Origin of the sequence: Sheuella amnicola (assembly GCF_010499255.1) — a bacterium.
GTDB lineage: Bacteria > Pseudomonadota > Gammaproteobacteria > Burkholderiales > Burkholderiaceae_B > Zwartia > Zwartia amnicola.
This window is the reverse complement of record NZ_JAAGRN010000008.1, coordinates 26,708-51,705: the sequence shown is the minus strand read 5'-3', so window position 1 is coordinate 51,705 and position 24,998 is coordinate 26,708. Positions and strand designations below refer to the sequence as shown.

Annotated in this window: 25 protein-coding genes and 1 pseudogene; 18 read left to right on the top strand and 8 right to left on the bottom strand. The window is 54.1% G+C overall.

Going from position 1 to position 24,998, the window contains the following annotated elements; translation table 11 throughout:
- The first annotated feature begins 3 nt into the window (after nt 1-3).
- The 5 genes from priB (at nt 4) to G3I67_RS11895 (ending at nt 3,361) form a co-directional block, all read left to right on the top strand.
- Nucleotides 4-294, top strand: coding sequence for a primosomal replication protein N (gene priB / locus G3I67_RS11915; RefSeq protein ID WP_163655639.1), 291 nt, complete (start codon nt 4-6; stop codon nt 292-294).
- Nucleotides 295-306: 12 nt separating this feature from the next.
- A complete protein-coding gene (rpsR, locus tag G3I67_RS11910; protein ID WP_163655638.1) occupies nt 307-579 on the top strand; it encodes a 30S ribosomal protein S18 in 273 nt (90 codons plus the stop codon).
- 14 nt (nt 580-593) lie between these two features.
- Nucleotides 594-1,049 (top strand): 50S ribosomal protein L9, encoded by a 456-nt coding sequence (gene rplI, locus G3I67_RS11905; protein WP_163655636.1) that lies wholly within the window; start codon nt 594-596, stop codon nt 1,047-1,049.
- Nucleotides 1,050-1,135: 86 nt separating this feature from the next.
- On the top strand, nt 1,136-1,972 hold the full coding sequence (locus tag G3I67_RS11900) for an RIO1 family regulatory kinase/ATPase domain-containing protein (protein ID WP_163655633.1): 837 nt from the start codon (nt 1,136-1,138) through the stop codon (nt 1,970-1,972).
- A 3-nt stretch (nt 1,973-1,975) separates the two neighbouring features.
- A complete protein-coding gene (locus tag G3I67_RS11895; protein WP_163655631.1) occupies nt 1,976-3,361 on the top strand; it encodes a replicative DNA helicase in 1,386 nt (461 codons plus the stop codon).
- A 10-nt stretch (nt 3,362-3,371) separates the two neighbouring features.
- Here G3I67_RS11895 and pbpG read toward each other — a convergent pair whose 3' ends face one another.
- From pbpG to G3I67_RS11870, 5 genes and pseudogenes are all read right to left on the bottom strand, one after another.
- Nucleotides 3,372-4,355 carry a D-alanyl-D-alanine endopeptidase gene (gene pbpG, locus G3I67_RS11890; RefSeq protein ID WP_311197104.1) on the bottom strand — a complete coding sequence of 328 codons (984 nt, stop codon included), beginning with the start codon at nt 4,353-4,355 and terminating at the stop codon, nt 3,372-3,374.
- Between the two features lie 169 nt (nt 4,356-4,524).
- Complete coding sequence (pdxA, locus tag G3I67_RS11885) at nt 4,525-5,541, bottom strand: 4-hydroxythreonine-4-phosphate dehydrogenase PdxA (RefSeq protein ID WP_163655627.1); 1,017 nt, start codon at nt 5,539-5,541, stop codon at nt 4,525-4,527.
- Nucleotides 5,522-7,264, bottom strand: a complete 1,743-nt coding sequence (locus tag G3I67_RS11880) for a PhoH family protein (RefSeq protein ID WP_163655625.1) — start codon at nt 7,262-7,264, stop codon at nt 5,522-5,524. Before G3I67_RS11880 ends, pdxA begins: the two co-directional genes overlap by 20 nt.
- 30 nt (nt 7,265-7,294) lie before the next feature.
- Entirely contained in the window at nt 7,295-7,759 is a 465-nt protein-coding gene (locus G3I67_RS11875) for a peroxiredoxin (RefSeq protein ID WP_163655623.1), read from the bottom strand.
- 3 nt (nt 7,760-7,762) lie between these two features.
- Nucleotides 7,763-8,212, bottom strand: a pseudogene (locus G3I67_RS11870) (Mth938-like domain-containing protein).
- Nucleotides 8,213-8,473: 261 nt separating this feature from the next.
- On the opposite strand from G3I67_RS11870, the gene alaC reads away from it, so the two are divergent.
- The 4 genes from alaC to crcB are packed head-to-tail and all read left to right on the top strand — an operon-like array spanning nt 8,474 to nt 12,787.
- Nucleotides 8,474-9,658: an alanine transaminase gene (gene alaC / locus G3I67_RS11865; RefSeq protein ID WP_163655621.1), complete on the top strand. Its 1,185-nt coding sequence runs from the start codon at nt 8,474-8,476 to the stop codon at nt 9,656-9,658.
- Nucleotides 9,658-10,965, top strand: coding sequence for a homoserine dehydrogenase (locus tag G3I67_RS11860; protein WP_163655808.1), 1,308 nt, complete (start codon nt 9,658-9,660; stop codon nt 10,963-10,965). The genes alaC and G3I67_RS11860 overlap by 1 nt, the downstream gene beginning before the upstream one ends.
- Nucleotides 10,962-12,371 carry a threonine synthase gene (gene thrC / locus G3I67_RS11855; protein ID WP_163655619.1) on the top strand — a complete coding sequence of 470 codons (1,410 nt, stop codon included), beginning with the start codon at nt 10,962-10,964 and terminating at the stop codon, nt 12,369-12,371. The genes G3I67_RS11860 and thrC overlap by 4 nt, the downstream gene beginning before the upstream one ends.
- A gap of 17 nt (nt 12,372-12,388) precedes the next feature.
- Nucleotides 12,389-12,787 carry a fluoride efflux transporter CrcB gene (crcB, locus tag G3I67_RS11850; protein ID WP_163655616.1) on the top strand — a complete coding sequence of 133 codons (399 nt, stop codon included), beginning with the start codon at nt 12,389-12,391 and terminating at the stop codon, nt 12,785-12,787.
- Here crcB and hpnE read toward each other — a convergent pair.
- From hpnE to hpnC, 3 genes are read right to left on the bottom strand one after another with little or no spacing between them, the layout of a single operon-like run.
- Nucleotides 12,777-14,093, bottom strand: coding sequence for a hydroxysqualene dehydroxylase HpnE (gene hpnE, locus G3I67_RS11845; RefSeq protein ID WP_163655615.1), 1,317 nt, complete (start codon nt 14,091-14,093; stop codon nt 12,777-12,779). The two genes, crcB and hpnE, sit on opposite strands and share 11 nt — an antisense overlap.
- Nucleotides 14,090-14,968, bottom strand: coding sequence for a presqualene diphosphate synthase HpnD (gene hpnD, locus G3I67_RS11840; RefSeq protein WP_163655613.1), 879 nt, complete (start codon nt 14,966-14,968; stop codon nt 14,090-14,092). Before hpnD ends, hpnE begins: the two co-directional genes overlap by 4 nt.
- A complete protein-coding gene (gene hpnC / locus G3I67_RS11835; RefSeq protein WP_163655611.1) occupies nt 14,965-15,804 on the bottom strand; it encodes a squalene synthase HpnC in 840 nt (279 codons plus the stop codon). Before hpnC ends, hpnD begins: the two co-directional genes overlap by 4 nt.
- Nucleotides 15,805-15,916: 112 nt before the next feature.
- On the opposite strand from hpnC, the gene G3I67_RS11830 reads away from it, so the two are divergent.
- From G3I67_RS11830 to rpiA, 9 genes are read left to right on the top strand one after another with little or no spacing between them, the layout of a single operon-like run.
- The gene (locus G3I67_RS11830) at nt 15,917-16,636 is read left to right on the top strand and encodes an SDR family oxidoreductase (protein WP_163655806.1); all 720 of its coding nucleotides are present in this window, start codon (nt 15,917-15,919) and stop codon (nt 16,634-16,636) included.
- Nucleotides 16,636-18,003, top strand: a complete 1,368-nt coding sequence (gene radA / locus G3I67_RS11825; RefSeq protein ID WP_163655609.1) for a DNA repair protein RadA — start codon at nt 16,636-16,638, stop codon at nt 18,001-18,003. The genes G3I67_RS11830 and radA overlap by 1 nt, the downstream gene beginning before the upstream one ends.
- A 43-nt stretch (nt 18,004-18,046) precedes the next feature.
- Entirely contained in the window at nt 18,047-18,805 is a 759-nt protein-coding gene (locus G3I67_RS11820) for a sulfite exporter TauE/SafE family protein (RefSeq protein WP_163655607.1), read from the top strand.
- A gap of 35 nt (nt 18,806-18,840) precedes the next feature.
- Complete coding sequence (locus G3I67_RS11815) at nt 18,841-21,336, top strand: ABC transporter permease (protein ID WP_375539320.1); 2,496 nt, start codon at nt 18,841-18,843, stop codon at nt 21,334-21,336.
- Between the two features lie 2 nt (nt 21,337-21,338).
- A complete protein-coding gene (locus tag G3I67_RS11810; RefSeq protein ID WP_163655604.1) occupies nt 21,339-21,752 on the top strand; it encodes a group II truncated hemoglobin in 414 nt (137 codons plus the stop codon).
- A complete protein-coding gene (locus G3I67_RS11805; RefSeq protein ID WP_163655602.1) occupies nt 21,715-22,506 on the top strand; it encodes a 3-deoxy-D-manno-octulosonic acid kinase in 792 nt (263 codons plus the stop codon). Before G3I67_RS11810 ends, G3I67_RS11805 begins: the two co-directional genes overlap by 38 nt.
- Complete coding sequence (locus G3I67_RS11800) at nt 22,503-22,856, top strand: Spx/MgsR family RNA polymerase-binding regulatory protein (protein ID WP_163655600.1); 354 nt, start codon at nt 22,503-22,505, stop codon at nt 22,854-22,856. The genes G3I67_RS11805 and G3I67_RS11800 overlap by 4 nt, the downstream gene beginning before the upstream one ends.
- A 53-nt stretch (nt 22,857-22,909) precedes the next feature.
- The gene (locus tag G3I67_RS11795; protein WP_163655598.1) at nt 22,910-24,286 is read left to right on the top strand and encodes a DNA recombination protein RmuC; all 1,377 of its coding nucleotides are present in this window, start codon (nt 22,910-22,912) and stop codon (nt 24,284-24,286) included.
- Nucleotides 24,287-24,306: 20 nt separating this feature from the next.
- Entirely contained in the window at nt 24,307-24,975 is a 669-nt protein-coding gene (rpiA, locus tag G3I67_RS11790) for a ribose-5-phosphate isomerase RpiA (protein WP_163655596.1), read from the top strand.
- Nucleotides 24,976-24,998: the final 23 nt, after the last annotated feature.

Below are 24,998 nucleotides of genomic sequence, written 5' to 3'. Positions count from 1 at the left end.
GACGTGAATCGGCTTGATGTGCTGGGCCAGGTTTCTGAGTTGTCTCCCGTTCGGTATACACCTGCCGGGATACCAGTTCTAGAGTTCCTGATCTCGCACCAGTCCGAAGTCACTGAGGCAGGTCATCCACGCCAGTTAGCCTTTGTGCTTCCTGTTTTGGCGATGGGTGATTTAGTCCGGATGGCTGTCACGATGGGTTTAGGTCAAACGGTACGGATTCAGGGCTTTTTGGCTCCGGTTCGCAAAGATTCTCCAAGATTTAGGCTGCATGCGCAGCAAATTCAACAAATTTGAACGAGGCATATCATGGCTTTCTTCGGTAAGAAAAAAGAAAAAAAGAAATTCACTCAACAAAACCCGCTGTTCAAGCGTCGCAAATTCTGCCGCTTCAGCGCCGCTGGCGTTGCCGAGATCGATTACAAAGATCTGGACACTCTGCGTGATTTCATTCAGGAAAACGGCAAAATCATTCCTGCACGTTTGACCGGCACCAAGGCGATCTATCAACGCCAGCTTGACTCGGCTATTAAGCGTGCACGCTTCCTGGCTCTGTTGCCTTTCACTGACAACCACAACTGATCCCGGGGCACATTATGCAAATCATTCTGCTCGAAAAAGTATTGAACGTCGGCAATCTCGGTGAGGTTGTTCGCGTACGTGACGGTTACGCACGTAACTATCTGATCCCCCAGAAAAAGGCACGTCGTGCCACTGAAGCCGCATTGAAAGAATTCGAAGCACGCCGTGCCGAACTCGAAAAGCTTCAGGCCGACAAACTGGCTGCTGCCCAGGCTTTGGGCCAACGCCTTGAAAACTACGCATTGGCACTCACCCAGAAGGCTGGTGTGGATGGTCGTTTGTTCGGTTCCGTCACCAACATGGACATCGCTACCGGTCTTGTTGCAGCAGGTTTCGCCGGAATCGAAAAGGCGCAAATTCGTTTGCCCGAAGGTCCCCTGAAGATGATTGGCGAATTCCCTGTTCAGGTTGCATTGCATCCTGACGTGGTGAGCAACATCACTGTTGTCGTGACAGGCGACGTGGCCTAATCCGCGAGCCTGCACCATTGGTTGGTGTGGGCATCAAGCAAAAGCCGGCTATTGCCGGCTTTTGTTTTTTTGGTTGACAGACACGCATGACCGATCGACATGACCCGTTTCAACAAGCATTGAGCCAATGGCTGGATGCGCACGCTGATGAGCCCTCCGGCGTCAGCGTGGTGGATCTTGCCGGCAAGCGTTGTGTCATCAAAAGAAGAGTTAATACGATCACATATCGCCTGGTTTATTTATTGCGATTTGTACGTTCATGGACGCTTTCCTGGGTTTGTTGGCTGGCTTTTCGTGAACGGCCTTCCGCACGCGTATTGTTAAAAAACGAACTGGATGATGAAGCGCAACGCCTTGTTCTGTTGCGGCAAGCTGGATGGCGCGTCCCGGAGATTTTGCGACATACGCCTGGTGTGCTTGTTCTTGAATATGTCGGGCAGGATTTGCCTTATCTCATTCGAATCGATACCCCTGCGGGTCGGCTGGAATGGATGAGGCGCGTGGCATTGGACCTGGCGTCCTTTCACCGGGCGGGTTTCGTTCATGGCGGTGCTCAGTTACGTAACCTGATGTTTCAGAACGATCAAATTACTCGCATCGACTTTGAGGAAAACATCGGCCAAGCCATGTCCAGACCGCTTGGTCAAGCTTACGATGTGTATCAGATGCTGTCCTCGATGGCGGGTTTGCGCGGACATGAGTTTGATGGCCCCGAGCGCCAATTATTGTGTCAGCAATTGCTTGAGGTGTATTTGACCGCCAATCCCGATCCGGAAATTAAAGCCAGATTGCGTCAATTCGGGGCTGCGTTCGATTTAGTTGTCAAGCATGCCGGATTCATCCTCAAGAAACTGAAATGGCGTGACGTGCAAGGGTTTCTACATGTCTCGCAAACCCTGCGCACTTGTTGCGGTTATGATTGAAAAATGAAGAACCAGACCGATCCTCAACTCGATTACCTGCGTGTTCCACCTCACTCCGTCGAGGCGGAACAGTCCGTGCTTGGCGGGTTGTTGCTGGATAACGCTTCATGGGAACGAGTGACGGATGTCATCAATGAAGAAGATTTCTATCGGTTTGATCACAAACTGATTTGGCATCATATCGCCCGGCTGATCAACCTTTCGCGACCGGCTGATGTGGTGACGGTGCACGAGTCGATAGCAAGCGCTGGCAAGTCCGAGGAAGTGGGTGGATTGTCTTACCTGAATGCTTTGGCGCACAACACGCCATCGGCTGCCAATATCCGTCGCTACGCCGAAATCGTGCGCGAACGCTCCATGCTTCGCAAACTCGTCAGCGTCGCTGATGAGATCGCGGCAACGGCATTCAACCCTGATGGCAAAGAGGCTCGGCAGTTGCTGGATGAAGCCGAATCAAAGGTATTCAAAATCGCACAGGAAGGCGCCAAAGCCACTGCGGGCTTCAGGGAAATTCAGCCACTGCTCTCCGAGGTGGTTGAGCGAATCGATGAGTTGTATCACCGCGAAGGTGATTCGGATGTGACGGGTGTGCCGACCGGTTTTACCGATCTGGACAAAATGACATCGGGATTGCAAGGCGGTGATTTGATCATTGTGGCTGGTCGCCCATCGATGGGTAAAACATCCTTCTCGATGAACATCGCCGAGCATGTCGCGATCGAGCAAGGCTTGCCGGTTGCCGTGTTTTCGATGGAGATGGGTGCGGTTCAGCTTGCCATGCGTATGCTGGGATCGGTTGGGATGCTCGATCAGCACCGAATGCGTACTGGCAAGCTGATTGCCGATGACTGGCCACGCGTGACGCATGCCGTTCAGAAAATGCAGGATGCGCAACTATATATCGATGAAACACCAGCGTTGAGTTCGGTTGAGGTTCGCGCGCGTGCGCGTCGTTTGGCTCGACAATGCGGTAAGTTGGGCTTGATCGTCATTGACTATTTACAGTTGATGGGTGCAAGCACTGCAGGTGAAAACCGCGCAACCGAAATTTCCGAAATCAGCAGGTCGCTAAAAGGTCTGGCGAAAGAATTGAATTGTCCGCTGATTGCGCTGTCGCAGTTGAATCGCAGTCTGGAACAGCGTCCGAATAAGCGTCCCGTCATGAGCGACTTGCGAGAATCGGGCGCCATCGAGCAGGATGCCGACTTGATTCTGTTCATTTACCGCGACGAGGTCTATAACCAAGACTCGCCTGACAAAGGAACAGCCGAAATCATTATCGGCAAACAGCGTAATGGTCCAATTGGTACGGTCAGAATGACGTTCCAGGGATCAAGCACGCGCTTCCTGAATTTTGCCGGTGGTTCGGCAGGCGGACATTACGAGTAATGTGGTCGCCTTAGAGCGATGCCAGGTGTTTGGTTTGTACCATTTGCCTGATTTTGACCGCATCACCTATGCGAGTGCCTTTGCCTTCAGCGTTGAGCAATACGATCGCCACATCGCGATTATTCATGCGCGCAACCATCACCAGGCATTGTCCGGCTTCGTTGATGAAGCCGGTTTTAGAAACCTTGATATCCCAGTTCGGATTGGCAACTAGCATGTTGGTGTTGCGAAAGGTCGCGGGGGTGCTTCTACCGGTGCGAACCTCATGCTGTTCGTCGGTTGTGAAATCGCGTATTGTGGGGCGCGTTGCAGATGCTTGCAGCAGTTTGACCAGATCACGAGGTGTTGAAACGTTTTCGCTCGAAAGTCCGGTAGGCTCGACAAACCGGCTTTGAGTCATGCCGAGTTGTCTGGCTTTTGAATTCATCGCTGCGACAAATGCGTTCATGCCACCAGGGTAGTAACGCGCCAAAGCGTTTGCCGCACGATTTTCCGATGACATCAATGCAAGGTGAAGCATGTCGCGTCTGGATAGGCGCGTGCCTACCGCAAGACGTGAGCGGCTATGTTTGACCACATCAACGTCATCCTGGGTGACCTCGAGGATTTCATCCATGGGCTGATTGGCATCGACGACGACAACGGCCGTCATCAGCTTTGAAATCGAAGCAATCGGACGCACACCATCGTCATTGCGGGAATACAGAACCGCCTGAGTAGACAAATCCTGGACAAACACCACGTTCGAGCGTATCGCACCCATTGTGCTGACACCGGCATTGGCGCGAACCGCGCGATTCGAGGATGCGGATGGTTTGGCCGTCTTTTTGGGCGCCGCCGTTTTTTTACCGGCGTTGGCTGAAACCTTTGTATTGTTTTTAGACGCAGACTTCTGATTCTGTGTTGATTTTTTCTTCGTTGTCTGGCTCGAGCTCGTAGAAGAGCTGGTTTGAGCCTTAGCCTGAAGGGTAGGGACTGCTAATGCGATGCACACGAGCGGTGCAAGCAAATTTTTACGAAAACGAAAATACGACCAAAAACCCATTCCAGCGGCCTTAGATTTATAAAAACTAGGTAAATTATATACTTAGCATTGATAGTTCATCTAAAGTTTTTAAAGAAATTTTATAAATCAAGGGTTTCCCCTAGGTGGAGTGGGGTTTTTATCTTCCCAGCATTTTTAAAGCAGTCACAAATGCGGTTCGAAGGGAAGAGGGGTCGGCGATGCCTTGGCCGGCGATGTCAAACGCTGTACCGTGATCGACGCTTGTACGAACGAATGGCAAACCTACAGTCACGTTGACGCCTTCATCAATGCCGAGGTATTTGATCGGTATCAGGCCTTGATCATGATATTGGGCCACCACAATGTCGAACTCCCCGCGCCTGGCCCGCATGAAAATCGTGTCTCCCGGCCAGGGGCCTGAAACATCGATTCCCTTGTCTTGCGCCATGGTGATGGCAGGCGAAATGATGGTTTGTTCTTCTGTGCCGAATTTACCGTTTTCTCCGGCATGGGGGTTCAAGCCGGCTACGGCGATGCGTGGCTTGGCGATACCCATGCCCGCGCAGGCGCGATGAGCGAGATCGATTGTGCGCAGTTCCAGTTCAGTCGATAGAGCAAGGGGGACCTCGGCAAGTGCGATGTGAATCGTGGCCAGAATCACGCGAAGTTGATCATTGACCAGCATCATGGCGACATGGCGCGTGCCTGATCGCTCGGCCAGGATTTCGGTATGTCCCGGAAAGTCGATCCCGGCGGCGTGCATGGCCTCTTTGTTCAAAGGCGCCGTGACGATGGCTGCGACGCGTTGTTGCATGGCATCGTCAATGGCCATGCAAAGTGCCTGAACCGATGACCGCCCCGCATCGGCGTTGACGCGGCCAAAGGCAAGATCCCGCGGCAATTCAGGTGAAGTCGGACGAACATACAGAACACCGTGATCAATGCGGTTAAAGCTATCCCTGTCAACCTCGTCAATGGCGACGATTTGCAGTCCCGCTTTCAACATGCCGGCAGCGCGCTCGATGGCCGGTAAATCGCCATAAACGATTGCGGGAGCTGGCAGGCCCTGCATATGCATCTTGACCACAATTTCTGGGCCGATGCCGGCTGCATCTCCGAGGGTGATAGCCAGAGGCCTCAAGTTAACTCCCGCACTAAAGGACTTCGCCTGCATAGTCCGCGAGGCGCGAACGCTCTCCACGCTGCAGCGTAACTGTGCCGGCATGCGGCCAACCTTTGAACCGGTCGACAACGAAAGTCAGGCCCGAACTTCCTTCCGTGAGATAGGGCGTGTCAATCTGTGCGATGTTGCCCAGACAAACCACCTTGGTGCCTGGGCCGGCTCGCGTGATCAGCGTTTTCATCTGCTTGGGTGTCAGGTTTTGAGCCTCATCGATGATCAGGAACTTGTTGAGAAAAGTGCGACCGCGCATGAAGTTAAGGGATTTGATTTTGATCTTGGAGCGAATCAGCTCCATTGCACCGGATCGTCCCCAATCGCTTTGCGAGCCACTCGATCCTGATCCTGAGTCGGTGTCCCCCATGTTAAGCACTTCAAGATTATCCTCAAGCGCGCCCATCCATGGTCCCATTTTTTCTTCCTCCGTACCGGGCAGAAAACCGATATCCTCTCCGACCGGAACTGTGACGCGAGTCATGATGATCTCGGCGTAGCGCTTGGTTTCAAGCACCTGAGCCAACGCAGCAGCCAGAGTCATCAAAGTCTTTCCTGTTCCGGCCTGGCCGAGCAGGGATACAAAATCACAATCCGGATTCATCAACAGATTCATCGCGAAGTTCTGCTCGCGATTGCGCGCGGTAACGCCCCACACGTTGTTTTTGCCATGTGTGTAATCGCGCAGCGTGGCCAGCACAGCTGTTTTACCGCTGACTTCACGCACTTGCGCATATAGCGGCATGGATCCTTCGAAATACACGAATTGATTCACCATGAACTGGCTGCAAAGCGGGCCATGGATTTTGTAGAAAGTGGTGCCGCCTTGTTGCCACGACTCGACATCCTTGCCATGCTTGTTCCAGAAATTTTCAGGCAATTGCATGACACCCGAATAGAGCAGATCCGAGTCTTCCAGTACCTGGTCGTTGAAGTAGTCTTCAGCCGCAAGCCCAAGCGAACGCGCTTTCAGGCGCATATTGATGTCCTTGGACACCAGGACAACTTCGCGCGACTTGTGTTGATCCTGCAATGCGCGTACCACGCCCAGAATCAGATTGTCGGCTTTGCCCATTGGCAAGTCGGGAGGAAGATCCCCGGCCAGGGCCGATGTCTGGAAAAACAGTCGGCCGCTTGCATCTTTGTTGCCCAGACTATCAAGCGGCAAACCCAAATCCAGGCTAGCGTGGCTGCCCACAAGCGAGTCGAGCGACCTGCTGACCTGTCGTGCGTTACGGGCGACTTCGGACATGCCTTTCTTTTGATGGTCAAGCTCTTCAAGCGTCATCATCGGTAGAAAGACATCATGCTCCTCGAATCTGAAGAGAGAGCTGGGGTCGTGCAGTAGTACGTTCGTGTCCAGTACGAATAATTTTCGTATACCGTGATCAGTCGCTTTCTTGTTCGAGCGTTTCGCGCTGCGTGTGGCTTCGGGCTTGATGGTCGCCTCGGTATTTTTCTTGACCGGGGTGTTCGCCGGTGTCGAGGCCTTGACGGAGGGTGCCTTCTTTGTTCGCTGATTCGCTACCGAGGTCAATAGCGCCCCCATCGTTGATGGCTTTGATTCAACGGGTTCGAATTCTTCAGCTTCAGAGTCTATCAAGTCGACATCAGATACTTGAGTCGCGATTCTTTTTTCGATGACTGGATTGACGCGTGCGATTTCGATTTCTTTCACGTCCAGAATCGAGGCGGGACGAGTGGGTAGCTTCGGCAAAGGCATAAGGAAGTACTCTCCAGTGAAGAAATTTTTTCAGGTCAGGCTTCTGGCCGATTGCAGTACTTCATTGACATGTCCGGGAACCTTCAGTCCGCGCCATTCCTGCACAAGCTTGCCTTTGGCGTCGATCAGGAACGTGCTGCGCTCGATGCCACGCACGTCTTTTCCGTACATTTTTTTCTGTTTAATCACGCCATAGCTTTGACACACGACCTCATCGGTGTCCGAAATTAAGGGAAAGGGAAGCTCAAGCTTTGCGCTGAAATTTTGGTGCGATTTCAGCGAGTCGCGAGACACGCCGATCACTACGCAACCGGCAGCCAGAAAGTCTTCGTGCGCATCGCGAAAGTCCTGTGTTTCGGTTGTGCAGCCGGGTGTGTTGTCTTTCGGATAAAAATACAGAACTACACCTCGACCCTGGCATTGCGCAAGTGAGATCACGCCGAAGGTGCTTTCGGCCTGGAAGGCGGGGGCGGGTTTACCGATAGTGGTGGACATGATTCAAATTGCCTCTGTCAATAGTGCAGCGATCACTCGACGGCCTTCGGCCATCAGTATGTTGTATGTGCGTGCGGCGGCTTCGGTGCTCATGCATTCGACACCGATGCCAAGTTTGAGCATGGGGGCCATGATGTGGTGCGCAAGCAGGATTTGTTTAGATCCGGTTCCGATTAGCAGAACTTCCGGACGCTCTCCCGTGATGATGGCTTCGGGTGTGTCGGTCGCATCCAGAAACGCCATCGGATCCGGTTTGGACATGGATATTCGTGCCGCCGCAAGTAGCAGATCGGTAGAAATATCCGAAGGGTTGCGGGCCGCCCATCTGGAGATTTATCCGGTGGGGCCGAAAGCAATCGCGTGTTCATAGCGTTGCTCGTTGATATCGACATAACCCGGCCCGTATGCGGTAACCGTGTTCATTGCCGAATTGGTCTCAGAATGCAGCTTCAATAATAGGACTCCGGCAGGTTGATTCGATAATAGCGCACAACATTGTGACACTTCATGAAACATTGGGCGTCGCGCACAATTTTGGCGTTTAAATCCACAAATTCCGCATCGATTTGCGGGTATCGTTTGGTTGCGCTAGATTATGGGGTTTTGCTGCACTGCAAATAAGCTGATTTTGCCAATCGGACTTAAATATATTTAGTGGCTACATGTATTCAGTGGCTGCGCAATATCCAATACCGGATGTCCAAGGATTTGATTATGAAAAGTTTTCCACGCATCGAGCGTCTGCCGCCTTATGTATTCAACATTACCGCAGAGCTCAAGATGGCTGCCCGTCGTCGCGGGGAGGACATTATCGACATGTCGATGGGAAATCCCGATGGCGCGACTCCGGCCCACATTGTCGAAAAGATGGTGGAGGCCACAGTGCGCCCCACCACGCATGGCTATTCGGTGTCCAAAGGAATTCCTCGCTTGCGCAAAGCGATTACCGACTGGTATCAGCGCCGATACAACGTCGATCTGGATCCGGACTCCGAGGCGATCGTCACGATCGGCTCCAAGGAAGGCCTGGCTCATCTCATGCTTGCCACGCTTGACACCGGCGACACAGTATTGGTGCCCAACCCGAGCTATCCGATCCACATATATGGAGCGGTGATCGCAGGTGCGAACATTCGTTCGGTCCGCATGACGCCCGGGATCGATTTTTTCGAAGAGCTTGAGCGCGCCGTACGTGAATCGATACCAAAACCCAAAATGATGATTCTGGGTTTTCCGAGCAATCCCACTGCGCAATGCGTGGACCTGTCTTTCTTCGAGCGCGTGGTGAATCTTGCGCGTGAGCACAACATTATCGTCGTGCATGATCTGGCCTATGCGGATATTTGTTTTGACGGATATGTTGCGCCTTCGATCATGCAAGTACCGGGCGCGCGCGATGTCGCTGTCGAGTTTTTCACCATGAGTAAAAGCTACAACATGGCCGGATGGCGTGTCGGTTTCATGGTGGGCAATCGCGATCTTGTCAATGCATTGGCTCGCATCAAGAGTTATCACGATTACGGCACGTTCACGCCCATTCAGGTAGCCTCCATCGCGGCACTCGATGGCCCGCAGGATTGCGTCAATGAAATCGTGCAAAAGTATCAGAACCGTCGCGATGTGCTGGTGCGCGGTTTGCATGAAGCGGGTTGGATGGTCGAAAATCCCAAAGCGTCCATGTACATCTGGGCGCAGATTCCCGAACCTTATCGCAAACTGGGCTCGCTCGAATTCGCCAAGCGTATTCTTGAAGAGGCCAAGGTTGCCGTTTCCCCTGGCATTGGATTTGGCGAGTATGGAGACGACTACGTCAGGTTTGCATTGATTGAGAATGAGCAGCGCACGCGTCAAGCTGTGCGCGGCATCAAAGATATGTTCCGCAAGGATGGGTTGCTATGATGGATTCGATTAAAGTCGGTTTGTTGGGTTTGGGTGTGGTTGGTGGCGGCACATGGAAAGTGCTGGCACGCAACCGCCAGGAAATCTCGCGTCGCGCCGGACGCAATATCGAGGTGACGCGGGTGGCTGTACGCGATGTCGCCAAAGCGCGCAAGCTTCTTGGACCTGATGTGCCGGTCGATGCGAACCCGCATGCTGTCGTCAACGATCCTACCATCGATATCGTGGTCGAACTGATTGGTGGTGATACCTTGTCGCGTGAGCTTGTGCTTGAGGCGATTAAAAATGGCAAGCATGTGGTGACTGCCAATAAGGCGTTATTGGCAAAACATGGCGACGAGATTTTCGCTGCAGCTAGCCAGCGTGGCGTGATGGTTGCCTTCGAAGCTGCCGTCGCGGGTGGAATTCCTATCATCAAAGCCATGCGCGAAGGACTGACCGCCAACCGCATCGAGTGGGTTGCCGGGATCATCAACGGCACGACCAATTTCATCCTGTCGGAAATGCGTTCTAGAGGATTGTCTTTCGATACGGTATTGGCCGAAGCTCAGAAACTGGGTTATGCCGAAGCCGATCCGACTTTTGACATCGAAGGCGTCGACGCGGCTCACAAGCTGACTTTGCTTGCATCGATTGCGTTTGGCATCCCGGTTCAATTCGACAAGGCATATATCGAAGGCATTTCCAAGTTGGCTTCGGAAGATATCAAGATGGCAGAGCGACTTGGATACCGGATCAAGTTGCTAGGTATCACCAAGCGTCGTCCTCAGGGAATCGAGCTGCGCGTGCACCCTGCATTGGTCCCGGCCAAGTCTTTGCTTGCGAATGTCGAAGGTGCCATGAACGCGGTTCTGGTCAAAGGCGACGCCGTTGGGCAGTCGCTGTATTACGGCAAAGGCGCGGGTGAAGAACCGACGGCCTCGTCAGTCGTGGCCGATCTGGTCGACGTTGCTCGCCTGATGACGTCTGATCCCGAGCATCGGGTGCCGCATTTGGCCTTCCAGCCTGATGCCATGTCCGATACGCCCATCCTGGATATCGGCGATGTCGTGACATCCTATTATTTGCGACTGACCGTTGCCGACCAGCCTGGCGTGCTGGCCGAACTGGCCAAGCATCTGGCCGATGCAGGCATTTCTATCGGCTCGATGATTCAGCAACCCAACGACGCAAGCGATATGGCTGATCTGATTTTCTTGACCCATGAAGCACTCGAGCGCAACGTCGCTCAGGCAATTACCAAAATCGAAGCGTTGCCTTTTGTACGTTCCCGTGTCACACGCATTCGTATGGAAAGCCTCGCATGAAATACATCTCCACGCGCGGAGGCATGGCGCCTCAGGGATTTTCCGATATTCTGCTTGAAGGTTTGGCGCCGGATGGCGGTTTGGCCATTCCCGAAACGTTGCCCACCGTGACGGCCGAGCAACTGCAAGCATGGCGTGCGTTGCCTTATCATGCGCTTGCAACTGAAATTCTCTCCCTGTTCATCACGGATATCCCTCGTGCGGTTCTCGAGGGGTTGACGCGTGAAGCATACAGACCAGAGTCCTTTCAAAGCGAGGAGATTGTGCCGTTGCGTAATCTCGACGGTGGAATGTATCTGCTCGGATTGTCCGAAGGGCCCACGCTGGCCTTTAAAGACATGGCGATGCAGTTCTTGGGCCAGGTATTTCCGTATGTGTTGCGCGAGCGCGGCACGACTTTGAATATTTTGGGCGCGACTTCGGGCGACACCGGATCCGCTGCCGAATACGCCATGCGCGGCAAGGACTCCGTTGCTGTGTTCATGTTGTCGCCTCAAGGCCGCATGAGCGCCTTTCAGCGGGCGCAGATGTACTCGCTGCAAGATGCCAATATTCACAATATCGCGGTCAAAGGCAATTTCGACGAGGCGCAAGATGTGGTCAAGGCGCTGGCAAGCGATTTGGCCTTCAAGTCCGAATATCATCTGGGCGCGGTCAATTCCATCAACTGGGCGCGCATTGCCGCGCAGGTTGTTTACTACTTCCATGGCTGGATGCGTGCGACAACTCGCGCCGACCAGCAAGTCTCGTTCGCTGTTCCTTCGGGTAATTTCGGCAACATTCTGGCCGGCCATATCGCCAGAAGCATGGGGTTGCCGATTCGTCGGCTTGTTTTGGCCACAAACGAAAACAACGTTCTGGAAGAGTTCTTCCGTACGGGCATATATCGTCCGCGCAGTGCGCAGCAGACCTATGTCACATCCAGCCCATCGATGGATATTTCACGCGCCTCTAATTTCGAGCGTTTTGTTTACGATTTGGTCGGTCGCGATCCCGCCCGCGTCAGCGCGCTCTGGAAGCAACTTTCCACCGAGGGCTTCTTCGACCTATCCGCGCAAAAGCCCGAGTTCGAAGCGCGTTACGGATTTCAGGCCGGATGCAGCGCACACCATCATCGACTCGATACCATTCGGTCTGTGATGGATCGCACGGGTGTCCTGATCGATCCGCATACCGCCGATGGCGTGTTCGTTGCTACGCCCCTAGTCGAACCCGGTATTCCCATGCTGGTTCTCGAAACCGCATTGCCGGCAAAGTTTTCCGAAGTGATCGAAGAAGCACTGGGCAGGCCTGTGCCGATGCCCTCTGGGCTTGAGGATCTTGAGTCGCGTGAGCAAAAAGTTGTTGAACTACCTTGCGATGCGGCATCAATCAGGGCCTATATTATCGAGCACGCTCAAAAATAATCTCCCGGGATACCGCCATGGCCGCACAGTTGCTCCACCCCATTAATATTTTTGCAGTGGGTATCGGTGCGGCCCTGGGCGCATGGTTGCGCTGGGGCCTGGGACTTTGGTTGAATCGACACGCTGATGCATTCCCCTGGGGGACGTTTTCAGCCAACATGCTTGGCGGTTATTTTGTCGGACTCGTGTTGGGTGTGGTGTCTGCTCATCCGGAATGGCCGGCTTTCGTACGCCTGTTGCTCATTACCGGATTCATGGGCGGCTTGACCACGTTTTCGACTTTTTCCGCTGAAACTGTCGCTTTTCTTGAAGAGGGGCGTTTCATGATGGCATTGGGGTATGCAGGAACCAGTCTGATCGGATCCCTTGTGCTGACAATGCTTGGCTTGTGGAGCGCGCAGTCACTCAGAGCGTAGCCAATAATTCGTCAGCTGCTTGTAGACCACTTCTGACCGCGCCTTCCAGCACCGCCGGATACCCAGTGTCGGTCCAGTCACCCGCTAAATACATTCTTGGCCAAGCCGTTTTGGTGCGAGGACGACTCAGGCCCGGTACGGCAGCGAACGTTGCGCGCTTTTCCACAATCAAGCGGTGATGCATGATCTCGGGCATCGGACCGTATCGACTTGGCATTCGGCGTCCTATCTGTTCGCCTATCTGTTCGGCGATTGATCTTACGAACTGGTCACGATCATGTTTGAGAAAATCCTGTGCATCGCTGATCACGACCGCTAGTTGAGTCGGTCCTTTCGCGTGTGCGCGTTCGAACACCCATTGACCGTAGTGGCCGCGTGCATGATCTTCTTTGAGCAACAGGAGCGGATGCGGCAAGTGCCATGTTCGCGATAACTGCAGTGTCAGGGTCGCAATCGCGCGGTAATCGAACTGATCAAGCATATGCAGTAATTCCGTCAATGCATCCCTGTTGGATGTGACATGCAATACACGCTTGACTGCATAGGGTGGAATCGCAACGATGCATGCGTCGAATGGCTCGCTGTCGACCATGACATGATCTTCATCAATGGCGATATTGCGCACAATATGCCTGTAGCGCATATCGAGTTGATCGGCCGCGACTCCTGACCACAATGCGGTGAGATCTGTATTCGGAATCAGTAAATCCGAATGATGACCAGGCGCATCGAGGGTATCGCGCAGGACATTCAGAAAAAGCTGCGCGCATGACTGCTCTGGCGATGTGTTCAAGGTCGCCAGGCACAGTGGAATCCAGAGCAGGCGGCAAATTCGTTCCGACTGGCGATGTGATTTCAACAGTTGCTCTACAGTAGACAGGCTTGGCGCGCGCCATCCGGATAACCTGAGCGAGATCATCATGCGCAACGCACCGATTCGATCATGAAAGGTCAGGCCGCGGGCGCCTAGTAATGCCGCCAGGCTGTGTAAAGGCGAAGGCCAGTTCGGCGCCTTCATTCTAAAACTTTCATCCGCGCTTTCCAGGTGTAAGCCAAGCCGGTTCAGCAATGCCGCTTCATCGGTTTCGGGGCGCAGCGCGTTCATCAGATCGAGCGTTGCCGTATAGGCGCCAACCATCAAATGCTGGCCATTGTCGATGAGGCCCATATTGACGTCATCTACGCTGCGTGCTCTTCCTCCGGGGATGGCGGCTGATTCAAATACGGTTGGAGCGCGGCCATGTTCTCGTAAGCGTATGGCAGCCGCTAAGCCCGCCCAGCCTGCACCGATGATCGCAATCTTCAAGATGATTCGTCTGCTCGCCTGATCTGCTTGATCACGCCGGTTCCGCCGCCCACCCAGTTCTTCCAGGCTAGCCAAAGTTTTCTCAATGGCGTGAGCGAGATGCGTTGATGCAGAACTTGCCATTGTTCATGTTCGATTTCGGCAAGTAGTGAATGATAGATCGCGGCCATCATCAGGCCCGGACGCTGAGCGCGACGATCGCAGTCGGGCAGCGCGTCGATGGCTTCGCGGTAAAGCGATTGAGCCCGGTGCGCCTCGAATTTCATTAGACTGCCAAATCCCTCGCAGTAGCGACTGTTCAGAATATCGGCGGCGCGCACATTGAATTGCTGCAAATCGCTGATGGGCAAATAGATGCGCCCCCGTCTCGCATCGTCCCCGACATCCCGGATGATGTTGGTCAACTGAAAAGCGATGCCGAGCTTGCCCGCGTAATCGATAGTTTTTGGATCCTTGTATCCGAATATGCCGGCCGATAGTTCGCCCACCACTCCGGCAACATGCCAACAGTATTTGCGTAGCGCAGGCCAGTCTAGATAGCGCGTCTGGTCAAGATCCATCTCCATGCCATCCACGATGGCCAGCAGCCGGTCGCGGGTAATCGAAAATGGCTCGATCCAAGGCTGCAACGCCTGCATGACAGGATGTGCCGGCTTGCCTTCGAAGAGCGCATCGATTTCGGTTCGCCACCAGGCAAGTTTGATCCGGGCAAGAGAAGGGTCGGTGCATTCGTCGACGACGTCATCGACTTCCCTGCAAAAAGCATAAAGCGCCGTAATCGCGAGTCTGCGATCGGTAGGCAGAAACAGAAACGCGTAATAGAAACTCGATCCGCTTTTAGCTGTTTTTTCCTGACAGTATTCGATCGGTGTCATTTTTGTCGCTTCAAGAGGGCTCGCCAGATGATCCCCGGCCAGTCGAAAGATTGCAGGGCCGGTCGACGATAGAAAACATCGTATTGAACAGCCTCGATTTTATTCAGGATACACAAACCACCCTCGATGATCATGCGCAATTCGACTCCGATTCGGCCCTTCAGGCGCAATCCGAGGGGGATGCCTGATTTTAACAACGCCCGGGCGCGTTCGACCTCGAAGCGCATCAATGCTTGCCAGACTGGTCCGTGATCGGACGTTGCAATTGTTGTTTCCGTGACGCCGAATCGCGCCATGTCGTCTTGCGGCAGATAGATTCGTTTCTTGCGCCAGTCTATGGCGACATCCTGCAAGAAGTTGATAAGTTGCAGCGCGGTGCAGATAGTGTCAGATTGTCTAAGGGATACTTCGTCCGTAGTTTCATATAGATGCAGCATGAGTCTGCCAACCGGGTTGGCTGACTTGCGGCAATACGCTTCAAGGGATTTAAAGTCCGCGTAACGCTTTTGCGTCACATCCTGCTCGAAGGCTGACAGCAGATCCAGAAAGGGTGTCAGAGGCAATTGATGCGCAGCGATCGTTCGTGCGAGAGGATCGAAAATATCACCCAGACCAGCATCCCGGTATTGGCGGTTGGTCTGGGGGAGCGATAATTCGTAGAGGGCATGGCGATAGCTTTGCAGACTTTGGAGGCGATGAGCATCGTCGGCGTCTCCTTCATCGGCCAGATCATCAGCACAACGGGCAAAACGGTAAATATCCGTGACCGCTTTTCTCAGCTTTTTAGGCAGCAGAATCGATGCAACCGGAAAATTTTCGTAATGATTGACTGACATTAATAAAATTACCTTAGTTTGAAATCATATTTCAGGGGATTTTAGTGGCTTTGGATGAATCGTCACTGCGTTAGACTAACACCCTGGCAAAGCCATGCGTCGGGAGATCGTATTGAAAGACAGTTGCGTTTTAATTACCGGGGCGACTAAAGGAATTGGTTGGGCGTTGAGCAGGCGACTGGCGGATGCCGGTTGTCATGTGGTTGGGATCGCCCGCAATACCGCCGAGGTCGACTTTCCGGGTTACTTGTATGAATGCGACTTATCGGACGCAGGTCAGACAGAGGACGTTCTACGCGTAATCCGCGAGAAATTCCCCGTTGACGCCATCGTGAATAACGTCGGATCGGCGATTTCCCAACCCCTTGGCTCGGTCGGTCTCAAGGACTTATTCGAAAGTTTCGATTTGAACGTTCGCACGGCCGTGCAGGTGACACAAGCCTTTGTCGATTCGATGAAGACTCGCCGCAAGGGACGAATAATCAATCTGTGCAGCCTGGCTGTGCGTGGCGCACGCGACGCGACCAGCTACGCTGCCGCCAAGAGTGCCATCATCGGTTGCACGCGAAGCTGGGCACTGGATCTTGCCGAATATGGCATCACCGTCAATGCGGTCGCTCCGGGTGCGATCGATACCGAAATGTTCATGAACGCGATTCCGTCCGGAGACGCAACCCAGCCGCCTGCGGGGCAGGTGCCGATGGGGCGGCTTGGGACGCCTAATGAAGTAGCCGCGTTGATCGCATTTCTCCTTTCGGACGAAGCGGGCTTTATTACGGGTCAAATTATCGGCATCGATGGTGGCGGCAGCTTGGGTGGGTCTTCCTCCTGATGGCCAAGGTCAAAACGTTATTTGTTTGCTCGGATTGTGGTGGCACGACGCCGAAATGGCTCGGGCAATGCCCACACTGCCAGGCCTGGAATACGCTCGAAGAGTCACGCGAAACGCATACGGCCTCACAGAGCGAGCACCGCTACGCTCCACTAGCCCAGTCCGGCGCGCTACGCAGCTTGTCCGATGTCGAAGCGCTTGAGTTACCGAGAATGCCTACGGGCATCACCGAGTTCGATCGGGTGCTGGGGGGAGGGCTGGTAGCCGGCGCTGTTGTTTTGATCGGTGGAGATCCTGGCATAGGTAAATCGACCTTGCTGTTGCAGGCCCTGGTCAGCATGTCCGGGCAACAGCGAGTGTTATACGTCACCGGAGAAGAGTCGGCTGAGCAGGTGGCATTGCGCGCGCGCAGATTGGGGCTGTCCGGCGGTTCGGTCGACTTGTTTGCCGAGATCCGTCTCGAGTCTATCCAGCACGCGTTGCTGGAAAAAAAACCTGCAGTGGCAGTGATCGATTCGATTCAGACGATTTATTCCGGCGAACTGACTTCAGCTCCGGGTTCGGTGTCGCAGGTCAAGGAGTGCGCCGCGCAATTGACCCGCATTGCCAAACAGGCCGGCATTCCGATTGTCATGATCGGTCATGTCACCAAAGATGGCGCCCTTGCGGGTCCGCGCGTGCTTGAACATATCGTCGATACTGTTTTGTATTTCGAAGGTGATACGCATTCGTCATACCGGTTGATTCGGGCATTCAAGAATCGGTTCGGTGCGGTCAATGAGCTCGGCGTGTTTGCCATGACCGATCGCGGATTGCGCGGGGTGTCCAACCCATCTGCGCTTTTTTTGTCCCAACATAGCAACGATGTGGCCGGGTCGTGTGTCATGGCGACGCAAGAGGGGACTCGTCCCTTGCTGGTCGAAATTCAGGCTTTGGTCGATACTGCGCATGTTCCCAATCCGCGCCGACTGACTGTCGGTCTGGAAGGCAACCGTTTGGCCATGTTGCTGGCCGTTCTGAATCGCCATGCAGGCGTGTCCACGCATGATCAGGACGTTTTCGTCAATGCGGTGGGTGGAGTGCGCATCACCGAGCCTGCGGCGGATTTAGCGGTTTTACTGGCCATTATCTCGTCGCTCAGAAATCGGCCTTTACCCAAAGGCTTGATTGCATTCGGCGAAGTTGGGCTTGCCGGCGAGGTCAGGCCCGCCCCCCGCGGTCAGGAGCGTTTGCGTGAAGCGGCCAAATTGGGCTTTTCCATTGCGATGATCCCCCGTGCCAATGCACCGCGCCAGCCGATCGAAGGGCTGGAGATCTGGGCGGTGGATCGTCTGCAGGATGCTCTGGATCGTTTGCGCGATCGTTGAAGGTGAAGGCATCCTTTTTGCTTCTATTGTTGAGACAGGTTAGATGAGTTTATTGTGGGTGGTGCCATTTGGGTTGATGGCCGGTTCGGCGATCGGTTTCATCGGTGCGATGATGGGCATAGGTGGCGGCATGATCGCCATACCCGGTTTCGGATTGTTGCTGAATATGGAACAGCAGTTGGCTCAGGGAACAGCATTGATTCTGGTGTTGCCAGCCGTGTCCTTGTCAGTGCGCCAGTATCACTTGAAATCCCCGATTGACACCCGGTTGGCCATCTACGGTGCGCTGGGTGCAGTCAGCTCGACATGGATAGGCGCTCATCTGGCCTTGGGCCTGGATCCGGTATTGTTGCGGCGTAGTTTTGCAGTGTTCCTTTTTTTTCTGGCTTTGTTTTACGTCTGGCAATCCTTGGGATACTTGTCGGTGCGCAAGCGCCTGGGAATGGATTTCGGGCGCTGGCAGGCCCTGACGCTTGGCGCGCTGACCGGCGTGCTGGGTGGTTTTTTCGGAGTGGGTGGGGCGATTCTTTCGGTTCCGATACTGACTGCGCTTTTCGGACTATCACAGACCAAAGCCCAAGGTCTTGCTTTATCGATGATTATTCCGGGCTCGACGATCGCACTGTTCACATACGCTCTGGCCGGACAGGTGAACTGGACAGTGGGCATTTCGCTGGCGATCGGTAGCATGCTCACCGTGCCTTTAGGGGTAAAGTTCGCTCATCATTTGCCTGAAAAACAGCTCAGGCTGGCATTTTCCGTATTGTTGTTCGCGACTGTGCCACTATTGTTGTTACGTTGAGTGCTGCTTATTCTTATGTATTTACCGGATCAGAATTGATGAAGGTGGCAAATTTCAAAGTCGCTGCGCGACAAGCTTGGCGCGATACGCGAGCGGGGGACTTGCGTTTGCTTTTGCTGGCGGTCGTCATCGCAGTGTCGGCACTGACTAGCGTTGGTTTTGTTTCAGATCGCGTCTCTCGCGGCCTTGAGCGCGATGCCATGCATATGCTGGGTGCCGACCTGTTACTCGAGGCCGACAATCCTATCCCTGACAGCTTTACAGAGCGGGCTAAAACTCTGGATTTGAAAGTGGCTAAATCCTGGCAGTTTCCCTCCATGGTTACGCGCGACGATGTCCAATTGCTGGCCTCGATCAAAGCCGTGGAGAAGGGGTATCCGCTCAGGGGGCATTTGCGAACGGCAACAAGTCTTGGCGGACAAGACGAAGCGACAACTTCATCTCCGCCATCCGGCGAGATCTGGGTTGACCCACAGGTTTTATCCCAAACGCATGCTCGCGTTGGTGACCGGCTGAAAGTGGGCGAGATCGAGCTGCGCATCGCGCGCGTGATGACCTACGAACCGGATCGCGGCCCCCAGTTCGTCAATCTTGCACCTCGCGTCATGTTAAGTGCCGAAGATCTTGAGCGCACCGGACTGATCGCTCCGGGAAGCCGAATCGGTTACGCATTGCTGGTTGCAGGGGCTGATGCCGCCATTGATACCTATCGCCAATGGCTTGAAGGACAGATCAAGCCGGGTCAGAAATTAGTTACTGTTGAGTCGGGGCGACCGGAAGTTCGTCGCTCACTTGATCGCGCGCAGCAGTTTCTTGCTCTCGTGGCCATGTTGGCTGTTCTAATTGCTGCAGTTGCCGTGGCTCTTGCGTCAAGGCGTTTTGGTCAACGCCATCGTCATAGCGTGGCCATCATGCGCAGTTTGGGCGCCACCCAGTCGGATATTACCTTCATCCTGCTGACCGAGTTCGTTTTGGTGGCAATACTGGGCAGTGTGATCGGTGTCTTGTTGGGTTGGGCAACTCAAGTGTTTCTTGTCAGGATGCTCGCTGGCCTGCTTGGCGCAGCGTTGCCGGTTTCGGGTCCTGTTCCTGCATTGCAGGGATTGTTCGCGGGGTTGTGGCTGTTGTTGGCTTTTTCCTGGCCACCCTTGACCGCACTCAGGCATGTTGCGCCCTGGCAGATTTTGAGGCAACAACCGACCCGGTTTCCTTTGCAAAGCTGGATGGGAGTGCTGCTGGGTCTGTCGGGGTTTTGCCTGTTGATGTGGTGGGTGGCCCGAGACATCAAGCTTGGACTGGGATTGGCTGTTGGGTTTGTTGTTGCCACGTTGATGTTCAGCGGTTTGGGCGCAGTCGCGCTGTTGTTCGTATCCAAGTTGCGCGATCGGTTGGTCCGATATCCGGTGTTGCGCTTTGCGCTAGCGGGCGTGGTCAGAAGACGTGGCGCCACCATCGCCCAGGTCAGCGCACTTGCGATCGGCATGATGGCGATTTTGTTGCTGACGATCGTCAGGACCGATTTGCTGGCGGGCTGGCAGCGCACGCTGCCGCCCGATGCGCCTAATCGTTTTTTGATCAATGTGCTGGACGATCAGCGTGAATCCGTTGAGCAGCGCCTTCGCTCCATCGGGCTCGCAACTTTGTCCATGTCGCCCATGGTGCGAGGACGGCTCGTTGCGCGTAACGACGTGCCAATCGGGTCCGCAGACTACGAAGACGCGCGCGCCAAGCGATTGATCGATCGCGAGTTCAATCTCTCGTATGCTGACCGGTTGTCCGAGCCCGGCCAGGTGGCAAGTGGTCGAGATCTTGATCCCAAAGAAAACGAAGTGTCGCTCGAGATCGGATTAGCCAAGTCGCTTCAGTTGAGCCTCGGCGATAAGCTTGAATTCGATGTGGCCGGACAGCCTGTTGTTGTTCGCGTGACGAGTTTGCGCAAAGTGGATTGGGATTCCATGCGCGCGAATTTTTTCGCCATCATGACATCAAAGTCGCTGACCGAAGCGCCAAGAACCTGGATGACCGCATTTCATTTGCCTTCCCGACACGCAGATGGCTTACAGGATCTTGTGCGTGAATTTCCCAACCTGACCATTTTCGATGTCGGTGCGATCATGTCCCAGTTACAGTCCATTCTGGACAAAGTTTCCGTGGCTGTACAGGGCTTGTTTCTATTCTCGCTTATGGCGGGAGCAATTGTTTTGGTTGCTGCTTTGTCTGCGACACGAGACGAAAGAGTGCGTGAGGCGGCGTTGCTGCGATCCTTCGGGGCCAGTCGCTTGCAGTTGGCCAGGGCTCAAAGATTCGAGTTACTGGCAGTCGGCGCGCTGGCCGGGTTGCTTGCGGCAACAGGTGCCACACTGGCAGCTTGGGCGCTGTCATACTGGGTATTCGATTTTGATATGCGCTTTACGGTTTGGCCATGGCTTATTGGCGTCAGTGTATGTATGCTTGGAGCCTGGTTAGCCGGAATCTTTGCCTTGCGCGGGGTGTTGCAAACACCGCCTCTTGTTATTTTGCGTCAATCCTGATCATGACAGATACAGATACGAATTCCACATCCGAACAGACGACGATTTTTGAGGTAATCGGTGGTGAACCTGGAGTGCGAGCGCTTGTCGAGCGGTTTTACGACATCATGGACATGGATGCCGATCTCAAAGCATTGCGTGATACGCACGGCACAACGCTCGAACCTGCTCGGGAGAAATTATTTCTCTATTTATGCGGATATTTTGGCGGCCCTCAGCACTATATCGAAAGATTCGGGCATCCACGCCTCAGGGCCCGACATTTGCCTTTTTCGATCGGCGTACGTGAGCGGGATCAGTGGCTGCTGTGCATGGGCAGAGCCATGCAAGACCTGAGTTATCCGCCTGAACTATCCGATCGCCTGCTTGAGATTTTTTTTGGCGTGGCCGACTGGATGCGAAATCGCGATGGTTGATCAAGCCTTTACGCAATCTGTGGCTTCGTCATGCCGGGTTTGGATTGATCCGCTGGCCCGTCGTGAAGTTCATTACGATGTACTGCTGGATAACTTGGCTAAATCATCACAGCCATCCGAATGGTTCGACCCCGGTTTGCCCATGCTCGAATCTCTACCCGTTAAAGAAGGTGGACGAGCTGCGGCCTGGTTTATCAGGCTGGGCGATACGGATGCTGTATTGAGGCAATATCGTCGTGGTGGAATGGCCGCGCATTTTTTTCGTGATCAATATGTATGGCAGGGTGCACAATCCGCCAGGTCCTTTGCCGAATTTTCTTTGCTTCAGGCCATGCTGAAGATGGGGTTGCCTGTGCCTCGCCCGCTTGCGGCCATGGTACAGAGAAAAGGTCTGATATACAGAGCGGCATTGATTACGCAACGCATTCCGGCAGCACATCCACTGCTTTCCTTCACTGATCCGGAGGTGTGGAGCAATGCCGGGCAGGTGATCGCCCGCATGCATGATGCGGGAGTTTGGCATGCAGATTTAAACGTGTTCAATATCCTTGTCGACGCGACACGCAAAGTCTGGCTGATCGATTTTGACCGAAGCCGTCGAATTAAAATGAATTCCGGTTTGCGCACAGAAAATATATCCCGCTTACTGCGATCCGTGCGTAAAGTCGCTGCACCGCTCGAGGCGACTTGTTGGTCCGCCCTGACCGCCGGTTATCAACAATCGTGGCAATCCTTGAATCCGGAGTCGAAATGACAATCAAACTATATGGCCTGAACCAATGCAGCACAGTAGCCAAGGCGAAGGCTTGGTTGGATGCGCATAGTGTCCAATATGAGTTTCAGGACTATCGGGCCGTGCCTGTGCCACCCGCAACGCTGAAAAAATGGGCCAAAGAGTTGGGCGGATGGGAAAAACTCGTCAATCGCGCGTCGATGACGTGGCGTAACCTGGATGAAAGCCTTAAAACACCTGACTCTGATGCCCAATGGCTTGCGCTGATTGCCGATTATCCGGCCATGGTGCGCCGACCGGTTCTGGTTGATGCGAGCGGAGCTGTCAGCGTGGGATTCAACGAAAAACGCTATGCCGCGCAATTTGGCTGAACACGCTCCAAATGCGCGTTTGTGCTTAAAAGAAAATGACATGATTTTTTCGGATGAATAATTTGGACTCTTCATTCTTGTTGCCCTTACTGATCGTCATCTCGACGCTCGCCCTTGTTTTTTCAGTAATGGGATGGTTTCGTGCCCGCTCATTCGGCACTGCAATTCAAGACCCGAGACTGGACCAGTTGCTTGCCGGTCAGGATCGGCTTGAGCATGCTTTGCGTCACGAACAGGCCGAAAGCCAGAGACAAATGCGTGCTGAATTCGCGGAGTCCTCGCGCGCTTTGCGCACCGAACTCGCGCAAAGCGATGCCGAGTTCAGGGGAGCGATTTCGCGCGATGCCGCAGCCGGTCGTAGCGAAAGTGCAGAGTCGCTTGCGAGATTCGCAGCGGGGTTTGCCGAGCGGCTTGACATGCTGACGCAAGCAAATGAGCGACGAATCACCGAGCTGCGCTCTGCTGTAGAAGAGCGTCTGCGGGCATTGCAAACGGATAATGCGACCAAACTCGAAGAGATGCGCCGCACAGTGGATGAAAAATTGCATGCCACGCTGGAGCAAAGACTTGGGGAGTCGTTCAAGCAGGTTTCCGACAGGCTTGAATCTGTTCAGAAAGGCCTGGGCGAAATGCAATCTCTGGCCGCCGGTGTCGGTGACCTGAAACGTGTGCTGACAAACGTCAAGACGCGAGGTACATGGGGTGAAGTTCAGTTGGCCCGACTGATAGAAGACACCATGACACCCGAACAGTATGCGCAGAATGTGAAAACAGTTCCGGGTAGTGATGCGCAGGTCGAATTTGCCATCAGGTTGCCCGGATCGGGCGACCTTGATCACCCGGTCTGGTTGCCGATCGATGCGAAGTTTCCGAAAGAGGAATATGAGCGCTTGATGGACGCGCAAGATAATGCGGATCGCGAGGGCGTCAAGACATCGGGTGCCGCGCTTGCGCGCGCGGTTGAGAAACAGGCTTCGCAGATTGTTGCCAAGTATGTGTCGCCACCTCACACCACCGATTTTGCCATCATGTTTTTGCCTAGTGAAGGGCTTTACGCAGAGGTGTTGCGTCAACCAGGCTTGCTCGACAAGTTGCATGACATGAGGGTGAACGTGGCGGGGCCGGCCAATCTGGCCGCATTGCTCAACAGTTTGCAGATGGGATTCAGAACGCTGGCGATACAGGAGCGGTCTTCCGAGGTATGGCGCGTATTGCGCGCGGTGAAGACCGAGTTTGGCAAGTTTGGAGATGCGCTGGCCACTGTGAAGAAATCACTCGAAACTGCCAGCAATAAAATCGGACAGACCGAGACCCGCACGCGCGTCATGCTAAAAAGTCTTAAGAACGTCGAGGCCATGCCTGAGGATGAGACAGTCTCTTTGCTAGGACAGGCTATCGATGACTTTGACGAGTCCGAGCCATCGATTTAATTTTCAAATTTGGAACAAAAATGCTTTCGCAACAAGAACTCAAGCAGCAAGCCGCTGATGCGGCATTGCAATATATTATTCCGATGCTGACCCCCGATGCGGTGATCGGAGTCGGAACGGGCTCAACAGCCGATCTGTTCATCGATGGCTTGGCAAAACTCAAGGGTCGATTTCGCGCGGCAGTTGCAAGCTCTGAAAGAAGCGCCAAGCGGTTGACCGATGCCGGCATCGTGGTGCTGGACCTGAATCAGGTTCAATCTATGCCGGTGTATGTGGACGGCGCCGATGAAATCAATGCAGGCTTGCATATGGTCAAAGGGGGGGGAGGTGCATTAACCCGAGAAAAAATCGTTGCCTCAGTCGCCAAAGTCTTTGTTTGCATCGCTGATGAATCCAAGCTGGTCGACACACTTGGAAAGTTTCCTTTGCCAATTGAAGTGTTGCCGATCGCGCGTGAAGCGGTGTCGCGCATAGCGAGCAGTTTGGGGGGGCAGCCGCTCGTTCGCGCCGGGTTTGTCACCGACAATGGCAATCAGATCATTGATGTGTCGGGTTTGCGCATTACCGATGCAGTCGCGCTCGAACAAACCTTGAATAATGTTCCCGGAGTCGTGACAAACGGATTATTCGCCATGCGTGGTGCCGATGTGGCGTTGTTGGCCACACAAAATGGCATTCGCCGGCTCTGATTCACAAAACTGTCACAGTTCGG